Consider the following 25,456-nt stretch of genomic DNA (forward strand, 5'->3'; position numbering starts at 1 on the left):
TCACCGACTAATATGAGGGACCTGCCATTCAGGTTTCTCATATCTCGCCACTGCTGTTTCCAACAACGCTGCTCCGAACTCAATCAGGAGCAGTTCTATGCGCCTCTTCCTCTGCGAAAAACCTTCCCAGGGTCGGGACATCGCCACGGTACTCGGGGCCACTCGGCGTGGTGATGGTTGCCTGATCGGCACAGAGACAACCGTCACCTGGTGTATCGGCCACCTACTGGAGACAGCACCGCCTGAAGCCTATGGCATTCAGTACAAGAACTGGTCGTTGGATCATCTACCGATCATTCCCGCGCAGTGGAAGGTCGAGGTCAAACACAAAACTGCGGCACAGTTCAAAGTCATCAAGCGCCTGCTCAGTGAAGCCTCTGCTGTCGTCATCGCGACCGACGCCGATCGCGAAGGTGAGATGATTGCCCGCGAGTTACTGGAACTTTGCAACTATCGAGGTCCCGTTGAGCGCCTCTGGTTGTCCGCACTCAACGAGGTGTCGATTCTCAAAGCGCTGTCCTCGCTGAAGTCTGGTCAGGAGACCTTCCCGCTCTACCACTCAGCCCTCGCCCGCAGCCGGGCCGACTGGCTGATCGGCATGAACCTCAGTCGTTTGTTTACCCTGCTCGGTCGACGAGCGGGCTACGACGGTGTGCTGTCAGTGGGACGCGTCCAGACACCCACCTTACGTCTGGTGGTCGATCGGGATCGTGCGATTGCCAGCTTCGTCTCGGTGCCCTACTGGGACGTGGAGGTGCACCTGTCCTTCATGGGGCAATCATTCATCGCGTCGTGGTTACCACCCAGTTCAGGACGAGATGAGGCCTGTCGTTGCCTGCAGCAGGCGCTTGCCCGTCATGCTGGCCAAACAATCACTGACGGTAAGACCGCCACAGTACTCTCGTTGCAGACTGAGCATTTCCGAGAACCGCCGCCTCTGCCCTTCGACCTGAGCACACTGCAAGAAGTCTGCTCGCGCAAATTGGGGCTAGGGGTCCAGGAAACCCTGAACATCGCCCAAGCCCTGTATGAAACCCACAAAGCCACCACCTACCCGCGCAGCGATTGCCGCTATTTGCCAGCGAGTATGTTCGACGAGGTACCCACGGTATTCGATGCCCTGCTCAAAACGGATTCCGCACTACAGCCCGCATTTGAAAAACTTGATCGGTCATTACGTTCCCGCGCCTGGAACGATGCCAAAGCCACCGCGCACCACGGCATCATCCCCACCACCGAGCCGGCAAACCTGGCGCGGATGTCCGAGCAAGAACGCCAAGTCTACGAACAGATTCGTAACCACTACCTCGCGCAATTTCTGCCGCACCATGAATTTGATCGAACCCAGGTCGAACTGGAGTGTGGCAAAGAACGATTGACCGCGGTTGGCAAACAGATCCTGGTCCAAAGCTGGAAAGGCTTGCTCTACGACAACACCGAGGACGATGAGCCCAGTCAAAAATTCCAAGTCTTACCCGTCTTGCAACAGGGTACGCAGTGCGCAGTAAACGACGTCGAACTCAAGTCTATGCGCACCACAGCTCCCAAACCGCTGACCGAGGGCGATCTGATCAAGGCGATGAAAAACGTGGCCAAGCTGGTCAACGACCCGCGTCTGAAACAGAAGCTTCGGGACACCACCGGCATCGGCACCGAAGCCACGCGTGCCGGCATCATCAAGGGCTTGATCGATCGCGGTTATTTGCTGAAGAAAAAACGCGCCTTAATGGCCTCCGCCGCGGCCCATACCCTGATTGAGGCGGTACCCGCGGCCATCGCAGATCCGGGCATGACCGCGATTTGGGAGCAGGCTCTGGACGAAATCGAAGCGGGACGTCTGAGCCTGGATGCATTCGTCGCCAAGCAGGCGAGTTGGATTGCGCAATTGGTCGAACACTGCCGAGCGCTCACCTTGGCGTTACCGGTCGAAACCGGACCGGCTTGCCCCATTTGCAACGCCTCTATGCTCAGACGTACGGGAAAATCAGGGGCGTTCTGGTCGTGCTCCCACTACCCCGACTGCAAGGGCACTGTGCCGATCAGCAAAGATATACGGCGCCCATGACTCACCATTGAAGATCAACTTGAATATTGGGGCGACCTTTAAGGCAACGCACTCTGCCTTGACGTCATCCCACCCTCTCTGCTGTAGTGCCTCAGGATCATCGCCAACGGCGACCCAAGACCGATTCGCTCCGGGTAGCTCGGTCGAACTCTTAGAGTTCGGAGCCTTCTCTTCTGCGGAATTACATTCCCGTTTTGTGCTCGACCTGATCGTGGTGGCGGATGACCACTGTTGCCTCTGCCAGGCAATAGCGGTCATCCGCCTCGGCGATAGTATTCAGCCCCGGAGCCCACCGGGGAAACACTGGGCACCCTTTGTGCGCGGATGCGTGCCAGCATGTTCCGACCCAGGCCACGACAAGGGTCGGTTGGCGAATCATGATGCAGTTAAACCAAGCTTTGCGAGGAGCTTGTCGACTGCACAAGACCGTCAAAGGTGGCTTTTCTCTTCCTCGCCTGGCGACCCGTCAGGCTCACTCTTCATTTTCTTCATTCCAGTGACTGCCACTGAGTTCCGGCGATAAAAAACTGGGTTGCAGCGTCTTGACGCTCCCCTGTAACGGGCTTATACAAAGGGCGTGGTTCGCTGTCGTTGACAGCCCAGCCCAGGTAGCCAGAACCTTCAAGGCTACGCCACGTTCGTGGTGGTTTACCCAAGTGTGATCAGCGTTCGGAAGCTCGCACGGTTACCGCTTCAGCGGTGATGAATGCCCACTACCCCAGGATTGCGGACCACTACCGCAGACGTTCCTCTGCTGCATCGCTATTCCCCCAGACGCAAAGTTCTGCTCGTCATCGGCTTGCCGGTGCCAAGTCCTTCATCGCTCGCCTTCACCTTACCCACCCTGACGGGGGCTCACTTCCCCGTCAGGGCCTGTGCGTCGCCGTTCCCCTTGAAACAGGAGAACCACCATGGCCCACGCCAACCAATCCCAAGAAGCGACCACTTACTTCAACCTGCACACCGTCGGTATCGGTTACCTCAACCGTGTTCGAGAAGTCCAAGTCCGCCGCGGCCAGCCATTCATGGCCTGCGATATCGCAGCCCTGCACGGCGCCACCGATGCGGTCGAGTACACCCGCTTCGACTGCAAAGTCGCGGGGGGTGAAGCTGAACGCTTGATTCGTCTTTATATGGACGCCGTCAAGGCCGAGAAAAAAGTCTTGCTGTCGTTCCGTATTGGCGACCTGTGGATCGATCCGTTTCTCTACGAGAAAGGCGATAAACAAGGTCAACCAGGCGCCAGCCTGAAAGGTCGCTTGCTGTTCATTGACTGGATCAAGGTCAACGGCACGTTCGAGTACAAAGCGCCCGCCAGGCAGGAAGCAACAGCACCTGCTGAGCAAGCACCCACCAGTGAACCATCCCCACCATCGGCTGACGCCGAAGCTGAGGAGATCGACAACCCAACAGAGACTCAGGTCGAGCCTGACTCTCCTCCCACTCCCCGCACGGCGGCCCGCCGTGATGCCACCCGTACCGTTCAGTCCGCCTGAACAGTCCACGATGTTCCTCATCAAGGCGCTCCCCCGAGCGCCTTTTCTTCAATCCGCACAGGAGAACCGACATGGAATCCTTCTGGCTTTGCGACGACTGCCTGTTCGCTGTGGCGTACGAGGACTACAGCACGTTATCGCTCTACTACACGACGGATGAAATCGAGAAACGCATCGCCGGTATCCATCGTGGACTGGTTCGCTTAATACCCATCAGTGCCGACTTCGATCCCGAAACCGGCTGGGGAACAAAAGCCTTTTCCCCATTGCCCTGCGACGGTTGTGGCTCACCCCTACACGGTCAACGTCACCGATTCACCCGGCTGTAAACAGCGCGTCATCGGCTAATGCCCGCGACTCTATTTCCATCTAGGGGACGCCACTCCCCTCGGGCGTGTACCCCTGATTGTTCCCTTCGGAGGTACCACCATGAACACCCAATTCACACTAATTGAAACCTCGGATTTCGAGACTGATCGAATCAGCCAAGAAAACCAGGTGATCGACAAGGCACTGCATATTCTAGATCGTCGGCTGTTCGCCCGCGGCCCTAACCTGACGTCACCTGGTGCCGTGGCCTCATACCTAAAACTGCATCTTGTGCAACAAGAGCATGAAGTCTTCGGTGTGATTTTTCTCGATGCCCAGCACCGCGTGCTGGCGTTCGAAGTCCTCTTTCACGGCAGCATTGATGGTGCCAGCGTTTACCCCCGCCAAGTCGTTAAGCGCTCCCTCGCACATAACGCAGCGGCCGCCATCTTTGTGCACAACCACCCCTCTGGTTGTACGGAACCCAGCCAGGCGGATCGCGTCTTGACCGCACGGCTGAAGGAGGCCTTGGCCTTGATCGAAGTGCGCGTAATGGATCACTTCATCGTGGGTGAAGGTCGTCCTCTCTCCCTTGCCGAATATGGCTGGCTTTAACCCTCACAGGCGCCTTCGGGCGCCTTGTTCATTTTCATCCAGGAGAACTCTCATGCCCCCCACACCCCAAGCCCCAACCCTGCTGGCAGCTTCAAACCCATTTGCTCGCGGCTACGACAACCTTCATATCGAACGGCTGCTGCAGATCACCTACGAAGACGACTGCCCTCCCTGCTTTCGACCCGTACACGACTAACAAGCCCATCTGCCCGACGATGAGCTGCAGCTGTTCCCCTGTCTGTTCAATGACGATTTCGCCTTGATCAGCGAAGGCCAATCCATTCCGGTTGAGTTGGATGAACGCTGTCAGTCCTCCGGGCTGGTGCGCCAAGTGATCTACGCCGTGATGGGAGAAGTGCTCAACGAGCGGCATCACGTCGGCGACCTGTACTCCCTGGAAGAAGCCCAAGCCGTGTTCCATCGCTTGAGCTTCGAAACGGGGCACTACAGTCGAGCCTGGGAGATCAGTACCGCACACCTTCCCGAAGAAGCGATGCTTTATCTGGAAGAATGGGTCAGTCACTTCGTTCCGAGGCAAACTGGCCTCTTGTTCGAACTGTTCGCGTTGCCGGATTGCTGCGGTATCGGATGCAAACTGATCGGCACGCCATGGACGGACGACAACCTGCTGAACATTGAGAGCCAACCTTATTCAACCCTGAGACAAGAGCAGCTCGACGCCGGCACGCCGGAAACTTTGGTCAACGTACTGTATCTGGCGGCATTGGCGGATGTGCGATTGTTGATCTTCGACCCCGACGCTGCCGTCTTGGATGGGCTCGCCGTTTTTGATGAGTAACAATGCGTTCAGTTTTAACACGACCCGCCTTGAATCGACTTTCTCACTGAATCGCTCCTTCACCTCATGTCAGGTTCTGCACTGAATCTGACATGAGGTTTTTTCCATGGAGCGTTTTTTCACGCCTGTCTGCCTGCTGGGTTTGCTGAGCGCCTGCACCGCGCAAATCCCCAATACATTGCCGACCCATCCAGAAATCGACGGTGGCTCCAATCGGGCCCAGCACTCGAGGGGCACAGCCGAAGAAAGCCATCCGGCAGAACTTCGTTATGGCCGCTACACACTGGTCAGCACCGAGCCCACCGCGGAACAACGCGATCTTCTGGCCCAAATCATTGACGTGAACATCCCGTCCAGCCTGAGCCCTTTAGTGCAGGATGCATTGCAGTACGTATTGCAGCGCTCGGGCTATTCGCTCTGTCCAGTTTCCGCGTCGGTGAAGGTGCTGTTTACCCGGCCTCTGCCCGCAGCTCATTACCGGCTTGGCCCAATCCCGTTGCGCAACGCGCTACAAGTGCTGGCTGGCCCCGCCTGGCAACTCACGACCGATGAAGTCAGCCGTTCCGTCTGCTTCGAACAGCAGAAAACGGATGCCGGTGTCGCGCTGATCAGCCCGGCCTCGCCCCGTCAGCCGGAGGCACGCCCATGAAAGCCTCGACGTTTCAAACCCTCATCATTGGGCTGCTTTGCCTCGCGGTCGCCGGTCTGAGCGGTGGTTTGTATAACCAATATCAACACCTGGCCGAGCTACAGAGCACGAACACCCAATCCCAACAAACCCTGGACACCCTGCAACGTGATTCAAACGCCCTCAAGGATACACAGGAAAAACTGCAGTACGCGCTGAAAGACCTGAAGCAGATGGTCGATACCGGTGAGCAACAGGCCAATACCCTCGATCCCATGCTGGATCAATGGGCGCAAGAAATACAGGAACTGCGCGACGGTCTGACAGCCCGCGCCACCGCAGCGGACATGACCGCGCTACGCGCACGCCTTGAGCAAGTCGAGCAACAGCTCCTGGAGCTCAAGACCCAGCCATCAACTCCACCATCGACGTCTTCCACGGCCAAGCCGAAACAGACCGCTCACCCCAAACCCATCTCGCTCTCGCCGCCGTTTTCAGTGTTGAGTGTCGAGTCCCGCGGGGGTGAGCGTTTTCTGGCGGTCGCACCTCATGACAGCCGCTCGCTCAGGGATGTTCGGCTGCTGCATAGCGGCGAGCAGCAAGGGGCTTGGCGCCTGAAAATACTGGAGCCGAACTCAGCCATCTTCGCAGTGGTCGCTCAGCCAGACCAGACCGTGCACCTCCCTTGAGAAGCGATCATGAACAGAGCGCTACTCCCCGCCGTCGTCTGTCTCGTTTCGCTACTGGCCACGGGCGCTGCGATGGGCAACCCCGTCACGACACAGTCACGGACCCAGGACACGCAGTCTGCTCCGCTGGGGCGCTCTGACTCTGAACAGGCGGCGAGCTGGGGTCTGACGGAGCAGGAGTGGACGCGCTTCGAACAGATCCAAGCCGGCCCACGCGGTTTCTGGAGCCCGAACCTCGATCCGTTGACCGCACTCGGAGTCGAGGCCGAGACCGACCAAGAACGCCAGCGCTATGCCGAATTACAGGTAGCGCTGGAAGCCAAACGCGCCGAGCGCGAGTTAGCCTATCAAAACGCTTACACCACGGCCTGGGCCAAGCTGTTTCCCGGGCTGCTGCCGATCCAGGGCATGGCATCCCCGCCCCCTGCCAGCTCATCGGCCGCGCCGCGCCAGGCCCTGTTTGTCGAGGACCACTGCCCAGCATGCACCGCCGAAGCGCAACGCCTGCAAAGCAGTGATACGGCGTTCGATATCTACCTGGTCGGCAGCCAAGGCGAGGATGAACGCGTCCGTAGCTGGGCTCGGCAAGCCGACATCGATCCGGCCAAGGTTCAACGCCGGCAGATCACCCTAAACCATGACCGTGGTCGCTGGCTCAGCCTGGGTGCCTTGGGGTCATTGCCTGCCACATTTCAACAGGTGAATGGACAATGGCAACGCCTCGATTGAGTGGTATTGCGCTCCTGCTGACGATGCTTGCCGTCCAGGCGGATGAACTCCCGCCGCCTGCCTACCAATTGGCGGCGCATGACGCCGACATCCCTTCTACGGTGCTGTTTGCGATTGCCCTGCAGGAGAGTGGCATTCGCGTCCGAGGTCGGCTGCTGCCCTGGCCGTGGACGCTGAATATTGCCGGTACCCCTTACCGCTTCGCCACTCGCCAAGCCGCCTGTCACGCCTTGCTTCAGGCGCTAGCCCGACAAAACGCCAAGCGGGTCGATGCCGGACTCGGGCAAACCAACCTGGGTTATCACGGGCAACGTTTTTCCAGCCCTTGTGAAGCCCTCGACCCCTACCGAAATCTCGCGGTGACCGCCGCGCTGTTGCAGGAGCATCACGCCGCCACCGGTGATTGGGTATTGGCTGCCGGGCGCTATCACCGCCCAGCGGGAGGTATACCTGCCGCGCGTTACCGCGCCGAATTTACCCGGCAATTCGAACGGTTGCTGGTTTCCTTCAAACAGGGCACACCACCATGAAGCGAATCCCAATCGCCTGTTATTTCACCTTGCTCTTGGCACCCTTCGCCCAACCGGAATTGACCATAGCCGGGGATCAGCCTAGCGACTACACCCGACCAGCTGCCAGGCCGTCAATAAGCAACGGGGCCCAGCCTGATCGGGCTATGCATGCGGACCTGTCCGCGTTTGCCGATGAAGCCTGGATACTGCCGATCCGCAGCTCTCACTTGAGCCCCGGCCATATCACGTCTCGCACGCTGGACATGCCGGGTTTGCGGCCATTTTTCCTGGTCGGTGACGATCCCCAATCACTGGCTTGGTTGCATCAACGTGCGACGGAACTGCAGGAAATGGGCGCGGCTGGCCTCGCCGTCGAAGTGGCCGACACTGAAGCCCTGGCCCGAATTCGCGCAGCCGCTCCGGGCATCACCATCCTGCCGGTCAACGGCAACGACATTGCCATTCGCCTGCAGATTGAGCACTACCCCGTCTTGATCACTGCCACCTCACTGGAACAGTGAGTCCAGGTCATGGCCGAGCATGCGATGGAGTCCAAGCTCCGGCCGGCAGTGGAGCTGTACACGGTAGCGATCTGCGTCGCTGCCGGAGTGTTGTGCGTGTACTCGCCCTGGGCTGTGGCCCTGTCACCCGAGATCGGTGTGGTTGCAGCGCTGGCCTATGCCCTGTTCGGCCTGATCCGGCTGCAACAAGCCTGGGAGGTGCTGCGCTATCGGCGCAATATCCGCCGGCTGCCTCGCTACGAACTGACCAGCCGACAGATTCCGGTCAGTCGTAAGCGTTTGTTCATGGGCCGCGGCTTTCGCTGGACACGCCTGCACACCCAGCGCTTGGCGGAGGCCCAGGATCCGGCGGTTGCTCATTATGTCGACCAACCGACCTGCTATCGTCTGGCCCGTGAACTCGAACGGCGCCTGGAACATGCGCCATTTCCGCTCTCGACCCTGGCGCGTGTCACGGCCTGGGACAACGCCTTCAATCGGGTGCGCCCTTTGCCCCCGGTAGGCGGCTCGTCGCTGCTACATGGGGTCGAGCCCGACGAAACGGAAGTCAGTCTGCCGCTGGGTGAACGGGTCGGACACACCCTGGTGCTGGGCACTACCCGCGTCGGCAAGACGCGGCTGGCTGAGGTGTACATCACCCAGGACATACACCGAGTCGAACACGAGGTAGTGATTGTCTTCGACCCGAAAGGCGATGCCGACCTGCTCAAGCGCATGTACGTCGAAGCCAAACGCGCCGGTCGGGAGAAGGAGTTTTATGTGTTTCATCTAGGCTGGCCGGAGATCTCCGCGCGCTACAACGCCGTGGGACGTTTCGGGCGCATCTCGGAAGTGGCGTCGCGCATTGCTGGGCAGCTCAGTGGTGAAGGCAACTCCGCAGCCTTTCGTGAGTTCGCCTGGCGTTTCGTCAACATCATCGCCCGCGCACTGATCGAGCTGGGCCGACGCCCGGACTACCTGCAGATCCAGCGACATGTGGTCAACATCGACGCACTGTTCATCGAATACGCCCAGCAGTTTTTCGCCAAGACCGATCCGAAGGCCTGGGAAGTGATCGTCCAGCTTGAAGGTAAGCTCACCGAGAAGAACATTCCCCGGCATATGGTCGGCCGCGAAAAGCGCGTGGTGGCCATCGAACAATACCTGGCAGTGAAACGAGTCTTTGATCCGGTGCTGGACGGGCTGCGATCGGCAGTGCGCTATGACCGCACCTACTTCGACAAAATCGTCGCCTCGCTGCTGCCGCTGCTGGAAAAACTCACCACCGGCAAGACCGCGCAGTTGCTGGCCCCCAATTACACTGATCTGGAGGATCCACGGCCAATCTTCGACTGGATGCAGATCATCCGCAAACGCGGCATCGTCTATGTCGGTCTGGATGCGCTGACCGACGCGGAAGTGGCTGCCGCCGTAGGCAACTCCATGTTCGCCGATCTGGTCTCGGTGGCTGGGCACATCTACAAGCATGGCATCGACCATGGCTTGCCTTCCGCAGGCAGCAGCGCCGACAAGCTACCGATTAACCTGCATGCCGATGAGTTCAACGAGTTGATGGGTGATGAATTCATTCCGCTGATCAACAAGGGCGGCGGAGCGGGCATCCAGGTGACGGCGTACACCCAGACCCTCAGCGATATCGAGGCGCGCATCGGCAACCGCGCGAAAGCCGGCCAGGTCATCGGTAATTTCAACACCCTGCAGATGCTCCGAGTGCGCGAAACCGCCACTGCGGAGCTGCTCACCCAACAGTTGCCTAAGATCAACGTGCTGACCAAAACCTTGGTCTCGGGTGCCACAGACACCTCCGACCCCGAGGCCAACACGGACTTCACCTCGTCCTCCCAAGACCGGGTCAGCAGCACCAGCGTGCCCCTGATCGAGCCGGCTCACATCGTCAGTTTGCCCAAAGGGCAGATGTTCTCCTTCCAGGTGGGAGGGCAGCTCTGGAAAGTCCGCATGCCACTGCCCAAGCCTTCGCCGGACGATGCCATGCCCAAGAATCTGCAGGAGCTGACTCAGCGGATGCGCGCCAGCTACAACGAGCAGGCGGGACACTGGTGGAGTGCCAGCGGGGGCGGTCCCACGCTCGACTTCGATCCGGACCGAGTCACGCCAGCCCGCCCCTCTGTAGCGGTGGACACGAGTGGGCCTACTCAGGAGGTCCCATGACGATGTCGGCCCAGCGCGCCTCGCGGAGTCAAGGAGGATGACTTCAGCTCAGCGCCCTCCACCGCAACCCATCCAGCGCCCTGGGCTGATCGTCTCGGCGATTAGCCTGGTCTTGCGCATTATCGGTTTGCTGATCGCCTCGTTGCTGTTCTCAATCCTGGTCGAGTTCGTCGGTCTGCTGCTGTTCTGGGGCGATCAAGGCTGGCGACACAGTCAGGCGATGCTGAGCAGTGAACTGGGCTGGCTCAGTGAGCACTTCAAATCCTCACTGATCCTCCAGAGACCTGGACAGACGGTTGTCCAGTGGCTGGACTTCCTCCATCAATGGTTGTTGGTCAACACCGGTTTTGCGGATTTCGCCCAGCAGGCGCGGATGTCGAGCCAGGACAACGGTTCGTGGGGAGGGATTAATCAGCTGTATGTGAGCATTGAGGATTTTGTCCTGGCGGCGGTGTATGTCAGCTTCACCTTCGTGGTGCGTCTGAGCATTCTGGCCCTGGCGACCCCCTTGTTTCTGCTGGCCATGTTCACCGGTTTCATTGACGGTCTGATGCGCCGCGACCTGCGCAAATTCGGTGCGGGACGAGAAAGCAGCTTTGTTTATCACCGGGCCAAGCGAGCGGTCATGCCACTGCTGAGCGTACCCTGGATCCTTTATCTGTCGCTGCCCTTTTCGCTCAATCCCATGGCGGTATTTCTGCCGTGCGCCGTGATGCTCGGGGTGGCCATGGCCATCACGACGGCGACGTTCAAAAAATATCTCTGAGTGCGACACGAATACTCTCTGTTGGAATGTTCAGCACCGGAGCTAATGAGATGCCCATGCTCGCGGGCGTAAGTAGCCGTCAGTTCCGCGTTAGTGGACATCCCTTACAGCTGGCAGGGCCTTGCTCCTGATAACAGCACTTTTTTTCCGATCCACAGTTCTATTCTCGGCCCCCTGGCCCAATGCTTCCAGTTAGGGGTATGAGTAGTTACATAGTCTTGCCCACCCGTTTGCATTCGACCCGACTAGCCATTTGCATCAGATTTGACCACCTCGCTTCGTGGCGATAACCGGCAGAGAACGGCCCAGAGTGTGTAGAAACGCTATGGGTGCAGAGAGTTGGGTAATCGGTGTTTTTTTTCGCTGCGCAGGATGTCTCTAGAGGCCTCGACCAAGCCAAATCAGTGTTGCTGGTATTGATTGGCACTTGCCGAGCGGGGCCCGTTAGATGCGGTTATTGCAATGTTAAAAAGGCCGCAGGCCTTCATCGCCGCCATCAAGGCTTCACTGCCCAACAGCCGTAGCACGCATTTGAGGTTATAGGCGAGTACATGCAGGCTCATCTCGGTGCTCACCCGGGCAAGGGTTGTTGGTGAGGAAGTGCGTGGCCCCCATCCAGGACTTCAGTGTGCCGAAGGGATGTTGAACCGTTTGGCGGCGGATCCGCATCATTTCTGGTGCTTGATCAAGGCGACTCTGCATCATCTCAAGTATCGACTCAAGCTCCCAGCGACTAACTTGCCGCTCAGAGCTGGCGTGCAGCGCTACTTTTGTGCTCAACTCTGACAGTGCGAACTCCAGTAACAATGCAGCTTCAGCCCTTTCTCAATCAAGCTTTGCCCAGCAGGGCATCGATACTCGTTCGTTGATGCGTCATAGATGAAATCATCTTTGCCGAAGCGGCCAGCCGCTGTCGTTCCCGAGGTCAGCGTCTCGGGCACGAAAACAGTAATTCCAGCTTCATGGCACGCCAGGATTTCTTCGCCTTTGAAATACCCTCTGTCTGCGACTGCCGACAGTTCTTCGACACCCATGGCCGCTCGTGCATGCTTGGCCATCGAACTCAGCTGGTTTTGATCCACGCCATCATTCGTTACCTCGTGCGCCACCATCAGGTGGTGCTTCGCATCAGCTGCAGTCTGGACGTTTGTAGCCGACCATTCCTGTTCCGCGCGTCTTCATCGAGCGAGCATCAGGATCGGTTAGCGAGATCTGTTTATCCGGCGCTTCGTTTAGCTGTACCTCGATTTGCTTGAGCTCCTGCATCTTGGCTTTCAAGGCCGCGATCTTGTCATGGAGGCATTCGGCTTTGGCCTAGGCAACGGAAGGCTCCTGACGGTCTGCGATATCAAGTGCGGTCAGATAGCGATTGATACTGGACTCAACTTCCTCCATTCGCCGTCGAAGTTTGGCACTGGTGAAGTTCCGATCCCGATCATTGACCGCCTTGAACTTGCTGCCGTCGATGGCAACGAGCGCTTCCGAGAACAATCCCAGTTGCTGGCACAACACCACAAATTGACGACAGATCCCGCGGATTGCCTTGCCATTGTTTTTGTGGAAATTGGCGATGGTTTTGAAGTCCGGCATCAAGCGACCAGTCAACCACATCAACTCGATGTTGCGCTGGGCTTTTCGCTCCAGGCGCCGGCTTGATTGAATACGGTTGAGGTAGCCGTATATGTAGATCTTCAGCAGGATCGCGGGGTGGTACGGGGGCCTCCCTGTATCTGCGGGAATGATGCCTTCAAAACCCAGCTTGCCCTGGTCGAGTTCGTCGACAAAGACGTCGACTATACGCACCGGGTTGGTATCGCTGACATAGTAGTCGAGGCTTTCGGGAAGCAAGCTGCTTTGACCTCGGTGTTCGCCTTGAATAAAGCGTTTCATGGGCGATCCCTGCGATGAAATCATCAGAAATCATAGCAAGGGTTCTGGGAGGCGTTTTTACACACTCTGGGCCCTAAGCAGCCGTCGCGTCAGCGTGTATTTGCAACCTACAGACTGGCGGACGCTGAGAGTTCGAATCGCTCCTTCATCGCATAATTCTGGCAACACTTGCATGACTGTGTGGTTGAGGCGGCCTGGGAGACTTCCACCTGGAGAAGAAAGAACCGCACGGAGGGCGGTTTTGTACGAAGCGGGTAAGAGTTGGAAGCGGTAGCTGCCGCTGCTTTCCTGACTCAGCTTTGTAGGGAGTCGTGGGCCATTCAACACAATTCAGGCTGCTACCGGAGGCGTATCTCTTCCTCCTCGTGCGCTTGGCCAAACTGCTCTTTACTCCGGCTTAAGTGCATGCGCATGGCCATTCTCGCTCCTTCACTGTCACGACGGGCGACAGCGTCATAAATTGCTTCATGCTCGTGCTTCAAACGAAGCATGTAACTGGCTTGATCGTGGTGTCCCAAGCGCGCGGAATCGAGCCAGGTACGCGGAATGATGCCTGTGCCAAGGTGGTTGATGATATCAGTGAAATACCGATTGCCACTGGCCTGAGCGATGCACTGGTGGAAACGATAGTCCGCAGACGCCTTATCGGTGGAGTGAGCAGCTCCCTCGTTGAGCTCATCCAACGCGGCCCGCATGTCAGCCAGCTGCGCATCACTACGCCGCTGCGCAGCCAGCCCAGCCGACTCTATCTCCAAGGCGATACGCAGTTCCAGAATCGCTAGCACTTCGCGGATGGTGACCATAGTGGAAGGGTCTAGTCGAAATGAATCGGTACATGGCGGACTCAGGACAAAGGAACCGATGCCATGGCGGGTCTCAACCTGTCCGGCCGCCTGCAGCCGCGACATCACTTCACGTACCACAGTGCGGCTGACGCCCTGCTCGGCCATGAGCTGCGATTCGGTCGGCAACTGGTCGCCGCGCTTGAGCTGGCCACTGCGAATGCGCTCGGTCAGCACCATAACCACTTGCTGAGTCAAGCTTCGCGGTTTGCATTTTGGCTGTGCCAGTATCCGCTGCTCGGTAATGCCCACTATACCTCCTTCAGAACCAACCACCATGATACCCCAAGCGGCCAGACCTGCAGGAAGCCTAGCCACTGGGCCGGAGTGCATGAGACAGCAGCTATCAACCGAGCAAAAAACCACCATCAACGTTGAAGACCTGGCCGGTAATGTAACCGGACTTCTCCGAAGTCAGGAAGGCCAGCAGCCCGCAGAGGTCCTCTGGCACGCCCGTGCGCGTTATCAACTGCGCCTCGCGCATGAACAGGTCACCCGGCAAAGCGGCTTCAGTGCCACGATGACGGATCAGGCCAGGGGAGATGGCATTCACGGTGATGCCGCAATCACCCAGCTCCGCAGCCAGTGCCCGGGTCAGGCCGATGACTCCGCACTTGCTGGCGATGTAGGCGAAGAAGCCTTTCTGCGGTCGCCCGGTATTGCTCGACGCCATATTGACGATCCGCCCCCAGCGGCGTTCGGCCATGCCGGGGGTGAACGCCTGACCAAGGTACGTTACCAGGTGTCCACGTCGGTTTCCGCCAGGCTGCGCAAAAATGGGGTGAAGGCGGCGTTGTTGACCAGCATCGCAGCGCCCGAATCGCGCCAGTACCGCCTACGCGAAACCCGAGACAGCGGCAGATCGACCAGGTCACAGCATTGCGCCCAAGCCGTGCCGCCGTGTTCGATGATCTCGGCGACGGTGCCGTCGGCTGGCTCGGGGTCCGTCAGCGCCAGGTTGAAGCCGGCGGCAGCCAGCAGCAGCGCGAACACCTTGCCCAGGCCACTGGCAACACCGTTGACGACGGCTATTCGAGAGTTGGATGGGAACATCAAAGGGTTATTCCTGTTTATCTCAGGCCGCTCAGGCCCAGCAATTGATCAAGCTGTACATGCAACAGCACACCGAATGCGTAGCCGTCTCGCGGGTTTTCGCCGGTGCGAGGATTGAGCCAGCTGCTGGCGCCAAACGTACGGGTCACGAAGGGGCTGAGGACGATGCTGTCGTTCAGTACGAAGTTGGCGTCAAGGCTGATGGCGTATTCGTCCCGCCCTGGCCGATAGTCGCCACCGCCACTGCTCACCGCATGGGTTTCCTCGAGGAAGCCCTGCTGGCGATCGGTGAGCTGCGCCCAACTGGCCTTGACGGAGTAGCTGTCGAAAGGCCGACTACGGAAGGGTCCCGACAAGATCAGGCCAAGGTCGCCCTGGTTGCGCACGCCGGTCTCGGTGGTGTCCTCGAAGACGTGGGACAGGCTGCCGTGAACGCTCAGGGCCGTGGGGTTGCGTTCCCCTGCTCGCCCACCGTCAAGGCGCCAGAAAGTCTGCTTCGCACCCAGGTAGAAGCCCCTGACGCCATCATGGGTCGCGGCTTCTGCCTGGCTGGTGGCGCGCGACGTGCCGTCGACGGTGTAGTAAGGATCTTTCTGCCGACGGTTGTTGTAGAAGCCCATCAGCTCGAAGGATGTCGGGTAGGTCGATATCGAGAAGTCGGTGCGGTAGGCAAGATTGGCGAGGTAAGCCGTACTGAGCGTGCCGCCGCTGTCGCCTTCACGCCGCTCCCAGCCGTTGGTGAAGGGGTAGGCGTTGTTACTGCGCCAGGCGCCGAGCTGAGCGCGCCACCGCGGGCTGAAGTCATAGGCGCCACGGAGACCCCAGTTGGCATACGGCGGTGGATTGATCCCCGCAGTGTCCTGCAGGATGGCAGGGCTGACGCAGCCGAAGGGCAAGTTGCACATGGGCAATGCGAAATAGTTGCCAGCATTGCTCTTGCCTGCTTCGAGTGTCAGACGATCCTCGAGCAGGCGCTGTTCGTAGGTGAACAATGTCAGGTGACTTACTTTGGGAATGTAGGGAGCGGGTTTGCCCACAGTGACACCCCCTACTTGACCGCCATAGGCGATATTCGAGGTCCAGGGAACATACAGTTGCTGGAAATGGACCACGCCGCCGTCGATGCCGGCCAGCTTCTGCATGTCGAAATCCGCGCCAATGCCAAACAACGTCAGCGATTCATGATTGCCGGTGTCCAGGCCAGTGCTCGGGTTGCGCAGATAGATCTGGGTCATGTCCAGCTTCGGACTGATGCCGTGATCAGCCAGCCCACGGCCCTGCTCTTCAAAAGGTCGCCCGGGGGTGGCAGGCTTGCGAGGCTCGGGGCTCAGTACCCGAGGGCCCTGCCGCTCGTTGGGAAGGCTGTTGTCGATACTGGACGGCAGTTGCAGCCGCTCTCCCTGCTCTCGCGCCAACTCGATCGCCTGCCCCCCGCTTGCGGCGGTGAGCAGCAGGGATGCAGCAAGGACCTTTGCATGTACGTAGTTCATGTGGACTGACCTTATTGTTGTTTTTTTAAGACAGATGTTGCCCGTCCGCGCCGCCTGAGTACGGCGCGGGGGGAGACTGAACGACGATTCAGCCGGCTGTTGCGCCGGCGTCTATGGCAAGATCCGCCCCGGTGACCCAGGCGGCTTCATCCGAAGCCAGGTAAACCGCGGCCCAGGCGACGTCGTCTGGTTGACCGAGACGCTGGCGCAAAAATTGTCGCCCCAGCGCCGTCTGACGCAGCCCTGGATCCCGTGCCATGTGTGCCCGGGTAGCGGCGGTTTCGATGAGTCCTGGTGACAGGCTATTGACCCTGATGCGGTGTGGCCCGCCCTCCATCGCCAGTTGCCGGGTCATGGCAAGTACCCCGCCCTTACCGGCGCAGTGAGCCAGGGCCGGCGAGCCTTCAAGCGCCATGCGAGCGTTGGCCGAGGCGAAATTGATCACCGAGCCGCCGCCCCTGGTCTTGAGCACTGGCCAGGCCGCCTTGCAGGCGAGGAAGACGATGTCCAGCTCTCCGGTCAATGTGCGCCGCCACTGGCTCTCGTAGTCCATCTCCTCGATCCAGGCGAAGGCGCCGAACGCCGCCGCATTGACCAGGCAATCGAAACCGCCATCACCCTGTGCACAGGCCCATTTCACCCACTCTTCAACCGCTTGTGGCTGAGTCAGGTCGCAGCAGTGCACGGCAAAGGATTCGTGCCCCTCTGCCTGGGCAAGGGCCAAGGTTTCGGCCGCCGCCTCAGGGTCCCAATCACAGCCAAGAACCCTGGCACCCTGGCGGGCAAACAACAAAGCGCAGGCCTGGCCGATGCCATTTCCGATGCCGGTGATCAATGCAGTCTTGCCAGCCAGGCGCTGTCCATTCATGGTGCTCATGTTCAAGCTTCCTCAATGTTGCAAGCGTTCGATAGAAAGGCAGAGCGGGGACGGCTAAGCATGGCGCAGAGCAGCGCGACCACGGCCATCGACAACAGGATCCAGGCAGCCAGTCCCACGGTCGCGGCCACCCCGCCGGTGTATGGCGTGGCCGCAACGATCAGCAGCGGGCTCAGGAAAGCGCCCAGGCAGTAGCTGCCATACCAGATGCCGGTTCCTAACCCGCGCCGATGTGACGGCAATTCGCGCATGTTCCAAATCGCGAGGCTGGGTAGCATCAGGCCGCAACCCAGGCCATTAATTAACGCAATCAGCAGCATCAGTTGCACATCTTTCGCCCAGGGCACCATCAGGAAGCTGAGACCGATCAAGGCAAACGCGACGGCCAGGCAGTGCGGGATCCGCAGTTTCAGGCGCAGCAGCAGGTGCACGCTCAGGGTACCGAGCACGATCATGACGCTTCCCGCCGATGCGATCATGCCCGCGGTGCTTGGCGAACCGTGGCCGATATCACCCAGCAGGTAAGCCAGCTGGATCTGCATCACCATGAACGCGGCGCCGCCTGCAAGGGTGAGTGCGCAAATCACAGCCAGCAGAGAAGGACGCAAGCGTACAGAGCCTTCCTGGGACTGGCCGGCACCGCCCTCGGCCATGGGCTCCCTCAGCAGGAAGTAGGCGAACACGGCCATGACTATCGCTACCAGGTAAACAACGTAGGGCACCTGCCAGCCGAATTCGCCCAACGCCCCGCCGATCATGAAGAACAGAATGGCCGAACTGGCAGCGAATGTAGTCTGCAGCGCCAGGTAACGTTGGCGCAGCGCCCCGTTGTAGTAGTCACCGATCAGTGTCGTACTGATCGTCACGACACCTGCCTCCATACAGCCGAGCAGGATCCGGCTGACAATGATGGCGTGCAGCGAAGGCAGTACGAGCGGTAGCACGCCCATGACGCCATAGCCGACCATGGCGATGATCAGCAGCCGTTTGCGACCAACCCGATCAGCGAAAAAACCCACCAGCGGGCTAAGCAAGGCCACCATCAGACCAGGGATGGCCAATGACACAGGGACCAGGAACTCGACATTGGGAACGTGGGCAAAATGGGCCTGCATCTGTGGCAGGCTCGGCGCGACGATAATGGCTGCCAGAGGCGCAAGACAGTTAATGAGCAATAGCAGGTAGGTCGCAATGCGCGCTACCGGACGACCAGCAGTGACAGAGGTGTTCATGGTGTTCTCCAGTGTTCTTGTTATTGTTCTTTTTTGTCGAGCACGCGGATTACGGGTTATCCGTCGAGGGTTCGGGCGATCAGCCCGGCAAGGTCCCCGTCATGTGCAAAGCCAAGGCGCTCGGCCACAGGGGTCGCCAGCGCCGGATACTTTGCAAAAGCCTGCGCCAGGGCGGGATCGGGGCGATAGCTGACCAGTTGCTGGCGGTCCTCGCCATATCTCTGGCACAGGCCCTCCACCACCGCCTCAACGCTCAGGTGCAGCACGGGCAAGGTGATCGTGCGGTGTCCGGCCAGCGACACGGCAGGCTGACGCGCAGCATGCAGGAGGTTGTCCACGCAGCAGGCCACCGACATCCACCAGGCGGTGCCCTGCGGGCTTACCGGGCAAACGAACGGCTGGCCGTCGCGCAGGCTCCAGAACAGGTCGCTCATGAATGCCGACAGGAGTCCGGACGGCTGGGGTGGCCTGGCCACGATGCCAGGCAGGCGCAACGCGATGCCATCCAGCTCGCCTCGACGGGAAAAGTCCTCCAGCAACAATTCACCAATGAGCTTCTGGGTGCCGTAGCTCAGTTGGGGGAGCAGCGGCGCCGACTCATCCATGGGGCCCTCCGGCAGCGCGCCATAAACGGCGATGGTGCTGGCAAAAACCACGCGTGCGGGGTGTTCCTGTGAACGCAAGGCCTCGAACAGCGCCAGGGTGGCATCAAGGTTGACCCGTCGGCCCAGCTCATATTCACGCTCGGCGAGCCCTCCGGGCACGCTGCCCAGATGGAAAAGTACTGCCACCGGCTCATCCAGCGTATCGGCGATCAGCGCTGGATCGTTCAGGTCGCCCTCCAGGCAGCGAACCCGAGGGTCGCGCAGCGGCTGCTCGAAGGCAAGATCCAGCAGCGTGAGGCGGCTCCAGCCTGGCAAGGCACGGGGGTCTGCAAGCAGGCGGCTGACCAGGTTCTGGCCGACAAAACCGTTGGCCCCGGTAATCACGACATGCATTGGCGTCACTCCGCAGCCACGAAACGGTGGTCGATGGCGCCGAACACGCTGTGCCCATCACGCCCCAGGATCTCGAAACGCAGCCGATCACCAAAGCGCAAGAACTGCGTGCGCGCCTCGCCGAACTCAATCATTTCCACTGCCCTGCGTTCCGCCAGGCACGCCGAACCTACCTCGCGCCAGCCACGGTTGGAGAAGGTACCCGAACCCAATACCGTGCCAGCGCCCAGCTTGCGGGTGCGGGCCAAGTGCATGACCAGTTCCGGGAAGCTGAAGTCCATCTCAGCCCCATTAGGGTGGCCGAACAGTTCGCCATTGCAATGCACATGCAAGTCCAGGTGCACGCGGCCGTCGCACCAGTCCCGGCCCAGTTCATCCGGGGTGACCGCCACCGGGGCAAACACCGTGCTCGGTTTGGACCGCAACGGGCCGAAGCCAATGCTCACCTCCTTGAACAGGTGGGCTCGCAGGCTGACGTCGTTGAGCAACATCAGCAGCTTGATGTGCCCGGCGGCTGCCGCTGGCTGCACGCCCATGGGGACATCGTCGAGAATCACTGCAACCTCCCCTTCGAAGTCGATCTGGTGCTCCTCGCCCTGCACCGGATAGTCGTCGCAAGGGCCCATGAAGTCATCACCTGCGCCCTGGTAGAGAATCGGGACGCCAGGGTCTTTCTTGATGTCCAACTTGTAGGCCTGCTCCATCAGGTTGCCGTGGTTGAGAAACGCCGACGCATCGGCCCACTGGTAGGCCCGAGGCAACGGCGCCATGGCCAGGCGCGAATCGAAGTCGAAGGCGTCTGCCTCCAGGCCATCATTCAATCGCTGGTAAATTGCCTGAAGCAAGGGCTCGCAGCGATCCCATTGCTCGATGGCCGCTTGTAGCGTGCCGGCGATGCCGCCGGCCAGGGTCGCACGACGCAGATCGCGGGAAACGATGACCAGTTGGCCGTCGCGGTTACCGTTCCTGAGGGTTGCCAGTTTCATGGTTGTGCTCCTTGTCCGGCCCAGAGGACCGGTAATTCGATGAGTTCGAGCAGGTTGCCGGCGTTGTCGCGCAGAAAGCCGCGCGCTCCTAATTCAACGACCGGCCGCCATCGACGGGGATCACCGCGCCGGTGGTGAAGGTCAACTGGCTGGCCACCGCCAACACCGCGTTGGCCACCTCCTCCGGCAACGCCAGGCGCCCCAGCGGCGTGGCCGCCGCCTGGCGGTCACGCCATGCGGCATCCAGGCCCTGGACAAACTCGGTGTCAGCCAGGCCCGGTGCTACCGAGACCACACGGATAGCCGGAGCCAGGGCACGGGCCAGCGAGCAGGTCAGGTTGTCCAGCGCGGCCTTGGAGGCGCAATAGGCGATGTTGCTGCCCATGGCCGTGCGCGCGGCAATTGAACTGATATTGACCACCAGGCCGCCCTCGCCTGCCGCCAGTAGCGGCTGCAGTGCCCGTACGCAAGCGATGGGCCCGCGCACGTTGGTCGCCAGGATCTGGTCGATCAGCGTGTCATCCAGCGCGGCCAGGTCGGCGTGGGCAACATAGCGCGTGGTGCCCGCGCAGTTGACCAGGATGTCGCACCGCCCATAGGCCGCCTTCACCTCCCGGGCCAGGCTGGCCAAACTCTCGCTGTCGGTGACCGTGGCCTGCATCGGCCTGTGGCCTTCGGCACAGGCCGGCAAGGCCAGGGCCAAACGCTCGGCAGCTTCGCGTCCGCGGTTGTAGCCCAGCACTAGTGCGGCGCCGGCGCCGGCCAGGGCGCGGGCAATCGCCTCGCCCAGACCTCCGGTAGCGCCGGTGACCACCGCCACCTTGCCTTCGAGTGCTTGCATGGCCCGGCCCCTCACACGGTTTTCTTCAGGCGACGCACGCGGATGTCAGCCTGCTCCTTGTGCCCGGAGAAATGCTCCAGGGCGCACAACCGCGAGCACACCTCACCCATGGCCACGCTCGCCTCATCAGTGAGAATGCGCTGGTAGGTGTGGGTCTTGATGAACTTGCCCACCCACAGGCCGCCGGTATAGCGGCCAGCGCCCTGAGTCGGCAGGGTGTGGTTGGTGCCGATCACCTTGTCACCGTAGGACACATTGGTACGGTGGCCCAGGAACAACCCGCCATAGCAAGTCATGCGCTCGAGGAACCAGTCCGGATCGCGGGTCATGACCTGGACATGCTCGGAGCATAGGCGCTCGGACTCGGCGAGCATCTCCTCATCGCTGTCACACAAGATGATCTCGCCATAGTCACGCCAGGCGACGCTGGCCACCGGTGCGGTGTCCAGGCGGCTGAGCACCTGTTCGATGGCCGCCGGCAACTCTTCGGCGATACGTGTGCTGGTGGTCAAGCAGTAGGCCGGCGAGGTCGGGCCATGCTCGGCCTGGCCGAGCAGGTCCACAGCCACCAGTTCGGCGTCGACACTGTCATCGCAGATCACCATGGTCTCGGTGGGACCGGCGAACAGGTCGATACCCACCCGGCCGAACAGCTGGCGCTTGGCCTCGGCCACATAGGCATTACCCGGACCAACGATCATGTCCACCGGCGCAATCTTCTCGGTACCCAAGGCCATGGCAGCTACGCCCTGTACCCCGCCCATCACGTAGATTTCGTCGGCGCCAGCCAGGGCCATGGCAGCAACGATTTCGTTGGACGGCTTGCCCCCGAAAGGCGGTGCGCAGGCGATCACCCGCTTGACGCCAGCGACCTTGGCGGTCAGCACGCTCATGTGCGCCGATGCCAACAGGGGATACTTGCCGCCCGGGATATAGCAACCCACCGAGTTAACCGGGATGTTGCGGTGCCCCAGCACCACGCCGGGCATGGTCTCGACCTCGACGTCGCGCAGCGAATGCAGCTGGATCTGGGCAAAACGACGGATCTGCGCCTGGGCGAAACGGATGTCGTCCAGTGCCTCCGGGCTGAGGCTGTCGATGCATGCCTGGATCTGTTCGGATGTCAGCCGGAAATCATCCGGGGCCCAGTTGTCGAACTGGCTGGAATACTCGCGCAACGCTGCCTCGCCGCGGTGCTCAATGGCAGCGAGGATCTCTTCGACGGTGGTACGCACCTGGGCATTGAGCTCGGCTTTCGCTTCTGCGGGCCGGCCTTGTTTGAGTTGACGGATCATGCGGGACTCCTGTTGCAACGAGGTATGGAAAACTAGCGCCAGTGGATCAGCGGCTGGCCGGCCACCGGTGCTCTGAAGAAGGGAATGCGGGTGCCTTGCAGGCTGCCCAAGTAGACGGTGCGAAGGTCGGGGCCGCCGAAGGTGAGGCTGGCCATCCACGGCGCCAAGGTGCCGCGGGCGGCCTGCATGATCTCGGGCGTCAGGGTCTTGTCCGCGAAATGCCGGTCGAGGCGCGCGGTGGCTTGCGGATCCCCGTCGTCGAGCAGCGTCAGCACCTCGCCTTCGGGGGTGATGGCGATCAGCTTGTCGCTCATCACCAGTGTCACCCAGAGGTTGCCGAAACTGTCGAAGGCAAAGCCGTCGGGGAAGCCTTCGAGCTGCGCAGGGCCATACACGTCGCGCTCGCCCAACGTGGCGTCGGGGCCTACGCGCAAACGCGAGATTCGCCGGACATTGCTCTCGACCACGTACAGAAACTGCTCGTTGTCATCGAAGCGGATCTCGTTGGTGCCGCCGAAGCCTTCGGCCACCACGCGGATGCCCTTTTCATCGATTACCCCGATGTAGCCGTCGAGCACCGCCGAATTGATCGAGTCGGTCCAGGGTTGCATCGTGGTCGTCACGGTGAACCAGATGCGGCCCTTGGAATCGATCAGCGGGAAGTTGGTCTTGCCCAGTGCCTTGCCTTCCAGGTGGTCGTGCAGCACATGGACGTGACCTTGGCGATCAAGTCGCTCGATACGGTCCAGACCCCAGTTGCAGATGATGAAGTCGCCTTCGGCGGTCAGTGCCAGGCCATTGGGCAGCGAGGCCCCCTGGGACTGCACGTAGCGCTGCTGGAAATCTGCCGGTTCGCTGACTGGGGCGATCGGAGCCAGGAGTTGCTGGCTGCCGTCCGGAGCGATGCGCATCACCCCGCCGCGGGCATCCGCGCTCCACAGCGTGCCGTCAGGCTGGGCGACGATGCACTCGGGGCGCTGCAGGTCGTGGCCGATGAACTGGATGCTGGCGCGGTCTACCTGCCAGCCTTTGAGAGGGTTGCTTGCCATAGTGGTGCCTCGTGCAATGCCGGGCTCGGCAGCGCATGGGCGCCCGGGCCGTGGTATGAATGGCGTTACGATGCGCGTCTAGCGCCCGCTTGATGCCAGGCGGGCGAACGAATCCAAGCAGTAGATGGGCGGCGAAACGCTGGCACGAAGAGGGCGGGACGGCTGCATGATGTGCTCCGGTTTTTTTGTTGTTATAGGCCAGACATCGGTGCCAGGCTGACACCAGGTTCTTCGACCTGGATGGCGGGTGTGACTTGATGGTATGCACCCGTCAGGCATCTGTGAAATCGTTTATTGACATACGAGGCATAAACACGTTGGATGGCTCGCACGCACCCTCCGCCAACAAAAACAATCCCGGACCGCACCGGGCAAGGAGACGTCCAATGCGCTTTCATGGCCTTGATCTCAACCTTCTGGTGGTGCTCGACGCTCTGCTGGTCGAGCAGAACATCACCCGTGCCGGGGAACGGCTGTTTCTCAGCCAGCCGGCCACCAGCGCCGCACTCGCCCGCCTGCGGGAGTACTTCCAGGACCAATTGCTGGTACCCAACGGACGCAAGATGGTCCGCACGCCCAAAGGCGAAGCACTCATCCAGCCCGTTCGCGACTTGCTGATCCAGATGCGCTCCACGCTGGAAAACCGAGCCGAGTTCGAGCCGGCTCAGTCGCAGCGCAAATTTGTGCTGATGGCCTCGGACTACGTCTGCACCGTGCTGTTGCCTCAGGTCAGCAGGCGCCTGAACGAACTGGCACCGATGGCCAGCCTGGAAATGATCCCGCCCAACGACACCCCGCGGGAAACGCTCGAACGAGGGAACGTCGACCTTCTGGTGTTGCCGGCCACCCACCTGGGCGACGACCATCCGAGCCTGACGATTTTCGAGGACCGTTTCGTCTGCATGACCTGCCAGGACAACCCCCTGGTTGGCGACAGCCTGTCGTTCGAGCAGTACAAGCAGATGGGGCACGTCCTGGTGCGATGGGGTATGCAGCGGGTGCCGTCGATGGACGAGTGGTTTCTCAATCGCTACAACTTCGAGCGCCGTGTCGAGGTCATCACCAACGCCTTTAGCAACGTGCCCACGTTCCTGCCGGGCACCCTGCGCATCGCCACCATGCATCTGCGCCTGGCCCAGCAGTGTGCGCGCGAGCTTCCGCTGAAGATTCTGCCGGTACCCTGGGATGCACCCACGCTGGTCATGGCCATCCAGTGGAATCGTCACCAGCAGCATGATCCTGGGCTGAGCTGGCTACGCAGCCTGATCGTGGAAAGCGCGGCAGCCATGCCAGACGTCTGAACAGCAACCCACGGCAGCGGCATACCAGTCCACAGGTATCCATCGATCGAATGCTTCGTATGCCAAATTAAGATTTCTCGTATGACTGGACGCTGCGTAGCTTATCGAGGCGAGCCATGCAGCCAAGGGAGCATGGCTCACACTCCGCCACACGTGGGGTGTCCAGAACAAGAACCGACCAGAGAAATCGCCATGCCTCAGCTCCTGTCTTACCTCATCACCGCCGAACATTCCGCAGCCCGCTACGCCTGCGTGGCAGTATTCGTCACCCGCCTGCATCGCTCAGCCCGACGCTAGCGTTCGC

General features: G+C 60.5%; 23 protein-coding genes and 2 pseudogenes. 13 read left to right on the forward strand and 12 right to left on the reverse strand.

Translation table 11 applies throughout. The features are described 5' to 3' along the window. The first annotated feature begins 97 nt into the window (after window positions 1-97). The 12 genes and pseudogenes from K7431_RS11485 (at window position 98) to K7431_RS11540 (ending at window position 11,298) form a co-directional block, all read left to right on the forward strand. Window positions 98-2,065, forward strand: a complete 1,968-nt coding sequence (locus K7431_RS11485) for a DNA topoisomerase III (protein ID WP_012723224.1) — start codon at window positions 98-100, stop codon at window positions 2,063-2,065. Between the two features lie 911 nt (window positions 2,066-2,976). Beyond that, a complete protein-coding gene (locus K7431_RS11490) occupies window positions 2,977-3,561 on the forward strand; it encodes an STY4534 family ICE replication protein (RefSeq protein WP_012723223.1) in 585 nt (194 codons plus the stop codon). A 71-nt stretch (window positions 3,562-3,632) separates the two neighbouring features. Then, entirely contained in the window at window positions 3,633-3,890 is a 258-nt protein-coding gene (locus tag K7431_RS11495; protein ID WP_043205083.1) for a hypothetical protein, read from the forward strand. A 100-nt stretch (window positions 3,891-3,990) separates the two neighbouring features. Next, window positions 3,991-4,485 carry a RadC family protein gene (radC, locus tag K7431_RS11500; RefSeq protein WP_012723221.1) on the forward strand — a complete coding sequence of 165 codons (495 nt, stop codon included), beginning with the start codon at window positions 3,991-3,993 and terminating at the stop codon, window positions 4,483-4,485. Between the two features lie 52 nt (window positions 4,486-4,537). After that, a pseudogene (locus K7431_RS11505) lies at window positions 4,538-5,284 on the forward strand (DUF5983 family protein). Window positions 5,285-5,390: 106 nt separating this feature from the next. After that, window positions 5,391-5,933 carry a PFGI-1 class ICE element type IV pilus protein PilL2 gene (pilL2, locus tag K7431_RS11510; RefSeq protein WP_043205080.1) on the forward strand — a complete coding sequence of 181 codons (543 nt, stop codon included), beginning with the start codon at window positions 5,391-5,393 and terminating at the stop codon, window positions 5,931-5,933. After that, on the forward strand, window positions 5,930-6,601 hold the full coding sequence (locus K7431_RS11515; protein WP_012723220.1) for a hypothetical protein: 672 nt from the start codon (window positions 5,930-5,932) through the stop codon (window positions 6,599-6,601). Before pilL2 ends, K7431_RS11515 begins: the two co-directional genes overlap by 4 nt. A 9-nt stretch (window positions 6,602-6,610) precedes the next feature. After that, window positions 6,611-7,330, forward strand: coding sequence for a TIGR03759 family integrating conjugative element protein (locus K7431_RS11520; protein ID WP_012723219.1), 720 nt, complete (start codon window positions 6,611-6,613; stop codon window positions 7,328-7,330). Beyond that, entirely contained in the window at window positions 7,312-7,860 is a 549-nt protein-coding gene (locus K7431_RS11525; RefSeq protein ID WP_012723218.1) for a hypothetical protein, read from the forward strand. Before K7431_RS11520 ends, K7431_RS11525 begins: the two co-directional genes overlap by 19 nt. After that, window positions 7,857-8,363, forward strand: a complete 507-nt coding sequence (locus tag K7431_RS11530; RefSeq protein ID WP_012723217.1) for an integrating conjugative element protein — start codon at window positions 7,857-7,859, stop codon at window positions 8,361-8,363. The genes K7431_RS11525 and K7431_RS11530 overlap by 4 nt, the downstream gene beginning before the upstream one ends. Before the next feature lie 9 nt (window positions 8,364-8,372). After that, window positions 8,373-10,532 carry a type IV conjugative transfer system coupling protein TraD gene (gene traD / locus K7431_RS11535; RefSeq protein WP_012723216.1) on the forward strand — a complete coding sequence of 720 codons (2,160 nt, stop codon included), beginning with the start codon at window positions 8,373-8,375 and terminating at the stop codon, window positions 10,530-10,532. A 37-nt stretch (window positions 10,533-10,569) separates the two neighbouring features. Beyond that, window positions 10,570-11,298: a TIGR03747 family integrating conjugative element membrane protein gene (locus K7431_RS11540; protein ID WP_012723215.1), complete on the forward strand. Its 729-nt coding sequence runs from the start codon at window positions 10,570-10,572 to the stop codon at window positions 11,296-11,298. Window positions 11,299-11,777: 479 nt separating this feature from the next. Here the strand turns inward: K7431_RS11540 and K7431_RS11545 are convergent. The 12 genes and pseudogenes from K7431_RS11545 to K7431_RS11600 form a co-directional block, all read right to left on the reverse strand. Next, window positions 11,778-13,188: pseudogene (locus K7431_RS11545) on the reverse strand (IS1182 family transposase); the annotation flags it as partial. Between the two features lie 338 nt (window positions 13,189-13,526). Then, window positions 13,527-14,276 carry a FadR/GntR family transcriptional regulator gene (locus tag K7431_RS11550; protein ID WP_043206170.1) on the reverse strand — a complete coding sequence of 250 codons (750 nt, stop codon included), beginning with the start codon at window positions 14,274-14,276 and terminating at the stop codon, window positions 13,527-13,529. Between the two features lie 100 nt (window positions 14,277-14,376). Further along, window positions 14,377-14,736 carry an SDR family NAD(P)-dependent oxidoreductase gene (locus K7431_RS11555; RefSeq protein WP_052308642.1) on the reverse strand — a complete coding sequence of 120 codons (360 nt, stop codon included), beginning with the start codon at window positions 14,734-14,736 and terminating at the stop codon, window positions 14,377-14,379. 29 nt (window positions 14,737-14,765) lie between these two features. Beyond that, window positions 14,766-15,083: an SDR family NAD(P)-dependent oxidoreductase gene (locus K7431_RS11560; protein WP_052308640.1), complete on the reverse strand. Its 318-nt coding sequence runs from the start codon at window positions 15,081-15,083 to the stop codon at window positions 14,766-14,768. A gap of 17 nt (window positions 15,084-15,100) precedes the next feature. After that, complete coding sequence (locus K7431_RS11565; RefSeq protein WP_012723213.1) at window positions 15,101-16,573, reverse strand: carbohydrate porin; 1,473 nt, start codon at window positions 16,571-16,573, stop codon at window positions 15,101-15,103. A gap of 88 nt (window positions 16,574-16,661) precedes the next feature. After that, window positions 16,662-17,450: an SDR family NAD(P)-dependent oxidoreductase gene (locus tag K7431_RS11570; RefSeq protein WP_043205078.1), complete on the reverse strand. Its 789-nt coding sequence runs from the start codon at window positions 17,448-17,450 to the stop codon at window positions 16,662-16,664. A gap of 2 nt (window positions 17,451-17,452) precedes the next feature. Further along, complete coding sequence (locus K7431_RS11575) at window positions 17,453-18,682, reverse strand: MFS transporter (RefSeq protein WP_012723211.1); 1,230 nt, start codon at window positions 18,680-18,682, stop codon at window positions 17,453-17,455. Between the two features lie 56 nt (window positions 18,683-18,738). Continuing rightward, complete coding sequence (locus tag K7431_RS11580; protein WP_012723210.1) at window positions 18,739-19,680, reverse strand: NAD-dependent epimerase/dehydratase family protein; 942 nt, start codon at window positions 19,678-19,680, stop codon at window positions 18,739-18,741. A gap of 5 nt (window positions 19,681-19,685) precedes the next feature. Further along, window positions 19,686-20,666, reverse strand: coding sequence for a fumarylacetoacetate hydrolase family protein (locus K7431_RS11585; RefSeq protein WP_012723209.1), 981 nt, complete (start codon window positions 20,664-20,666; stop codon window positions 19,686-19,688). A gap of 88 nt (window positions 20,667-20,754) precedes the next feature. Beyond that, window positions 20,755-21,507 carry an SDR family NAD(P)-dependent oxidoreductase gene (locus tag K7431_RS11590; protein ID WP_043205075.1) on the reverse strand — a complete coding sequence of 251 codons (753 nt, stop codon included), beginning with the start codon at window positions 21,505-21,507 and terminating at the stop codon, window positions 20,755-20,757. 11 nt (window positions 21,508-21,518) lie between these two features. Further along, window positions 21,519-22,802, reverse strand: coding sequence for a histidinol dehydrogenase (gene hisD / locus K7431_RS11595; RefSeq protein ID WP_012723207.1), 1,284 nt, complete (start codon window positions 22,800-22,802; stop codon window positions 21,519-21,521). A gap of 32 nt (window positions 22,803-22,834) precedes the next feature. Continuing rightward, a complete protein-coding gene (locus K7431_RS11600) occupies window positions 22,835-23,851 on the reverse strand; it encodes an SMP-30/gluconolactonase/LRE family protein (protein ID WP_012723206.1) in 1,017 nt (338 codons plus the stop codon). 386 nt (window positions 23,852-24,237) lie between these two features. On the opposite strand from K7431_RS11600, the gene K7431_RS11605 reads away from it, so the two are divergent. Next, window positions 24,238-25,152, forward strand: coding sequence for a LysR family transcriptional regulator (locus tag K7431_RS11605; RefSeq protein ID WP_012723205.1), 915 nt, complete (start codon window positions 24,238-24,240; stop codon window positions 25,150-25,152). Window positions 25,153-25,456: the final 304 nt, after the last annotated feature.

Source organism: Pseudomonas fluorescens group sp., from assembly GCF_020093335.1.
In the GTDB taxonomy this organism is placed as follows: domain Bacteria; phylum Pseudomonadota; class Gammaproteobacteria; order Pseudomonadales; family Pseudomonadaceae; genus Aquipseudomonas; species Aquipseudomonas petroselini.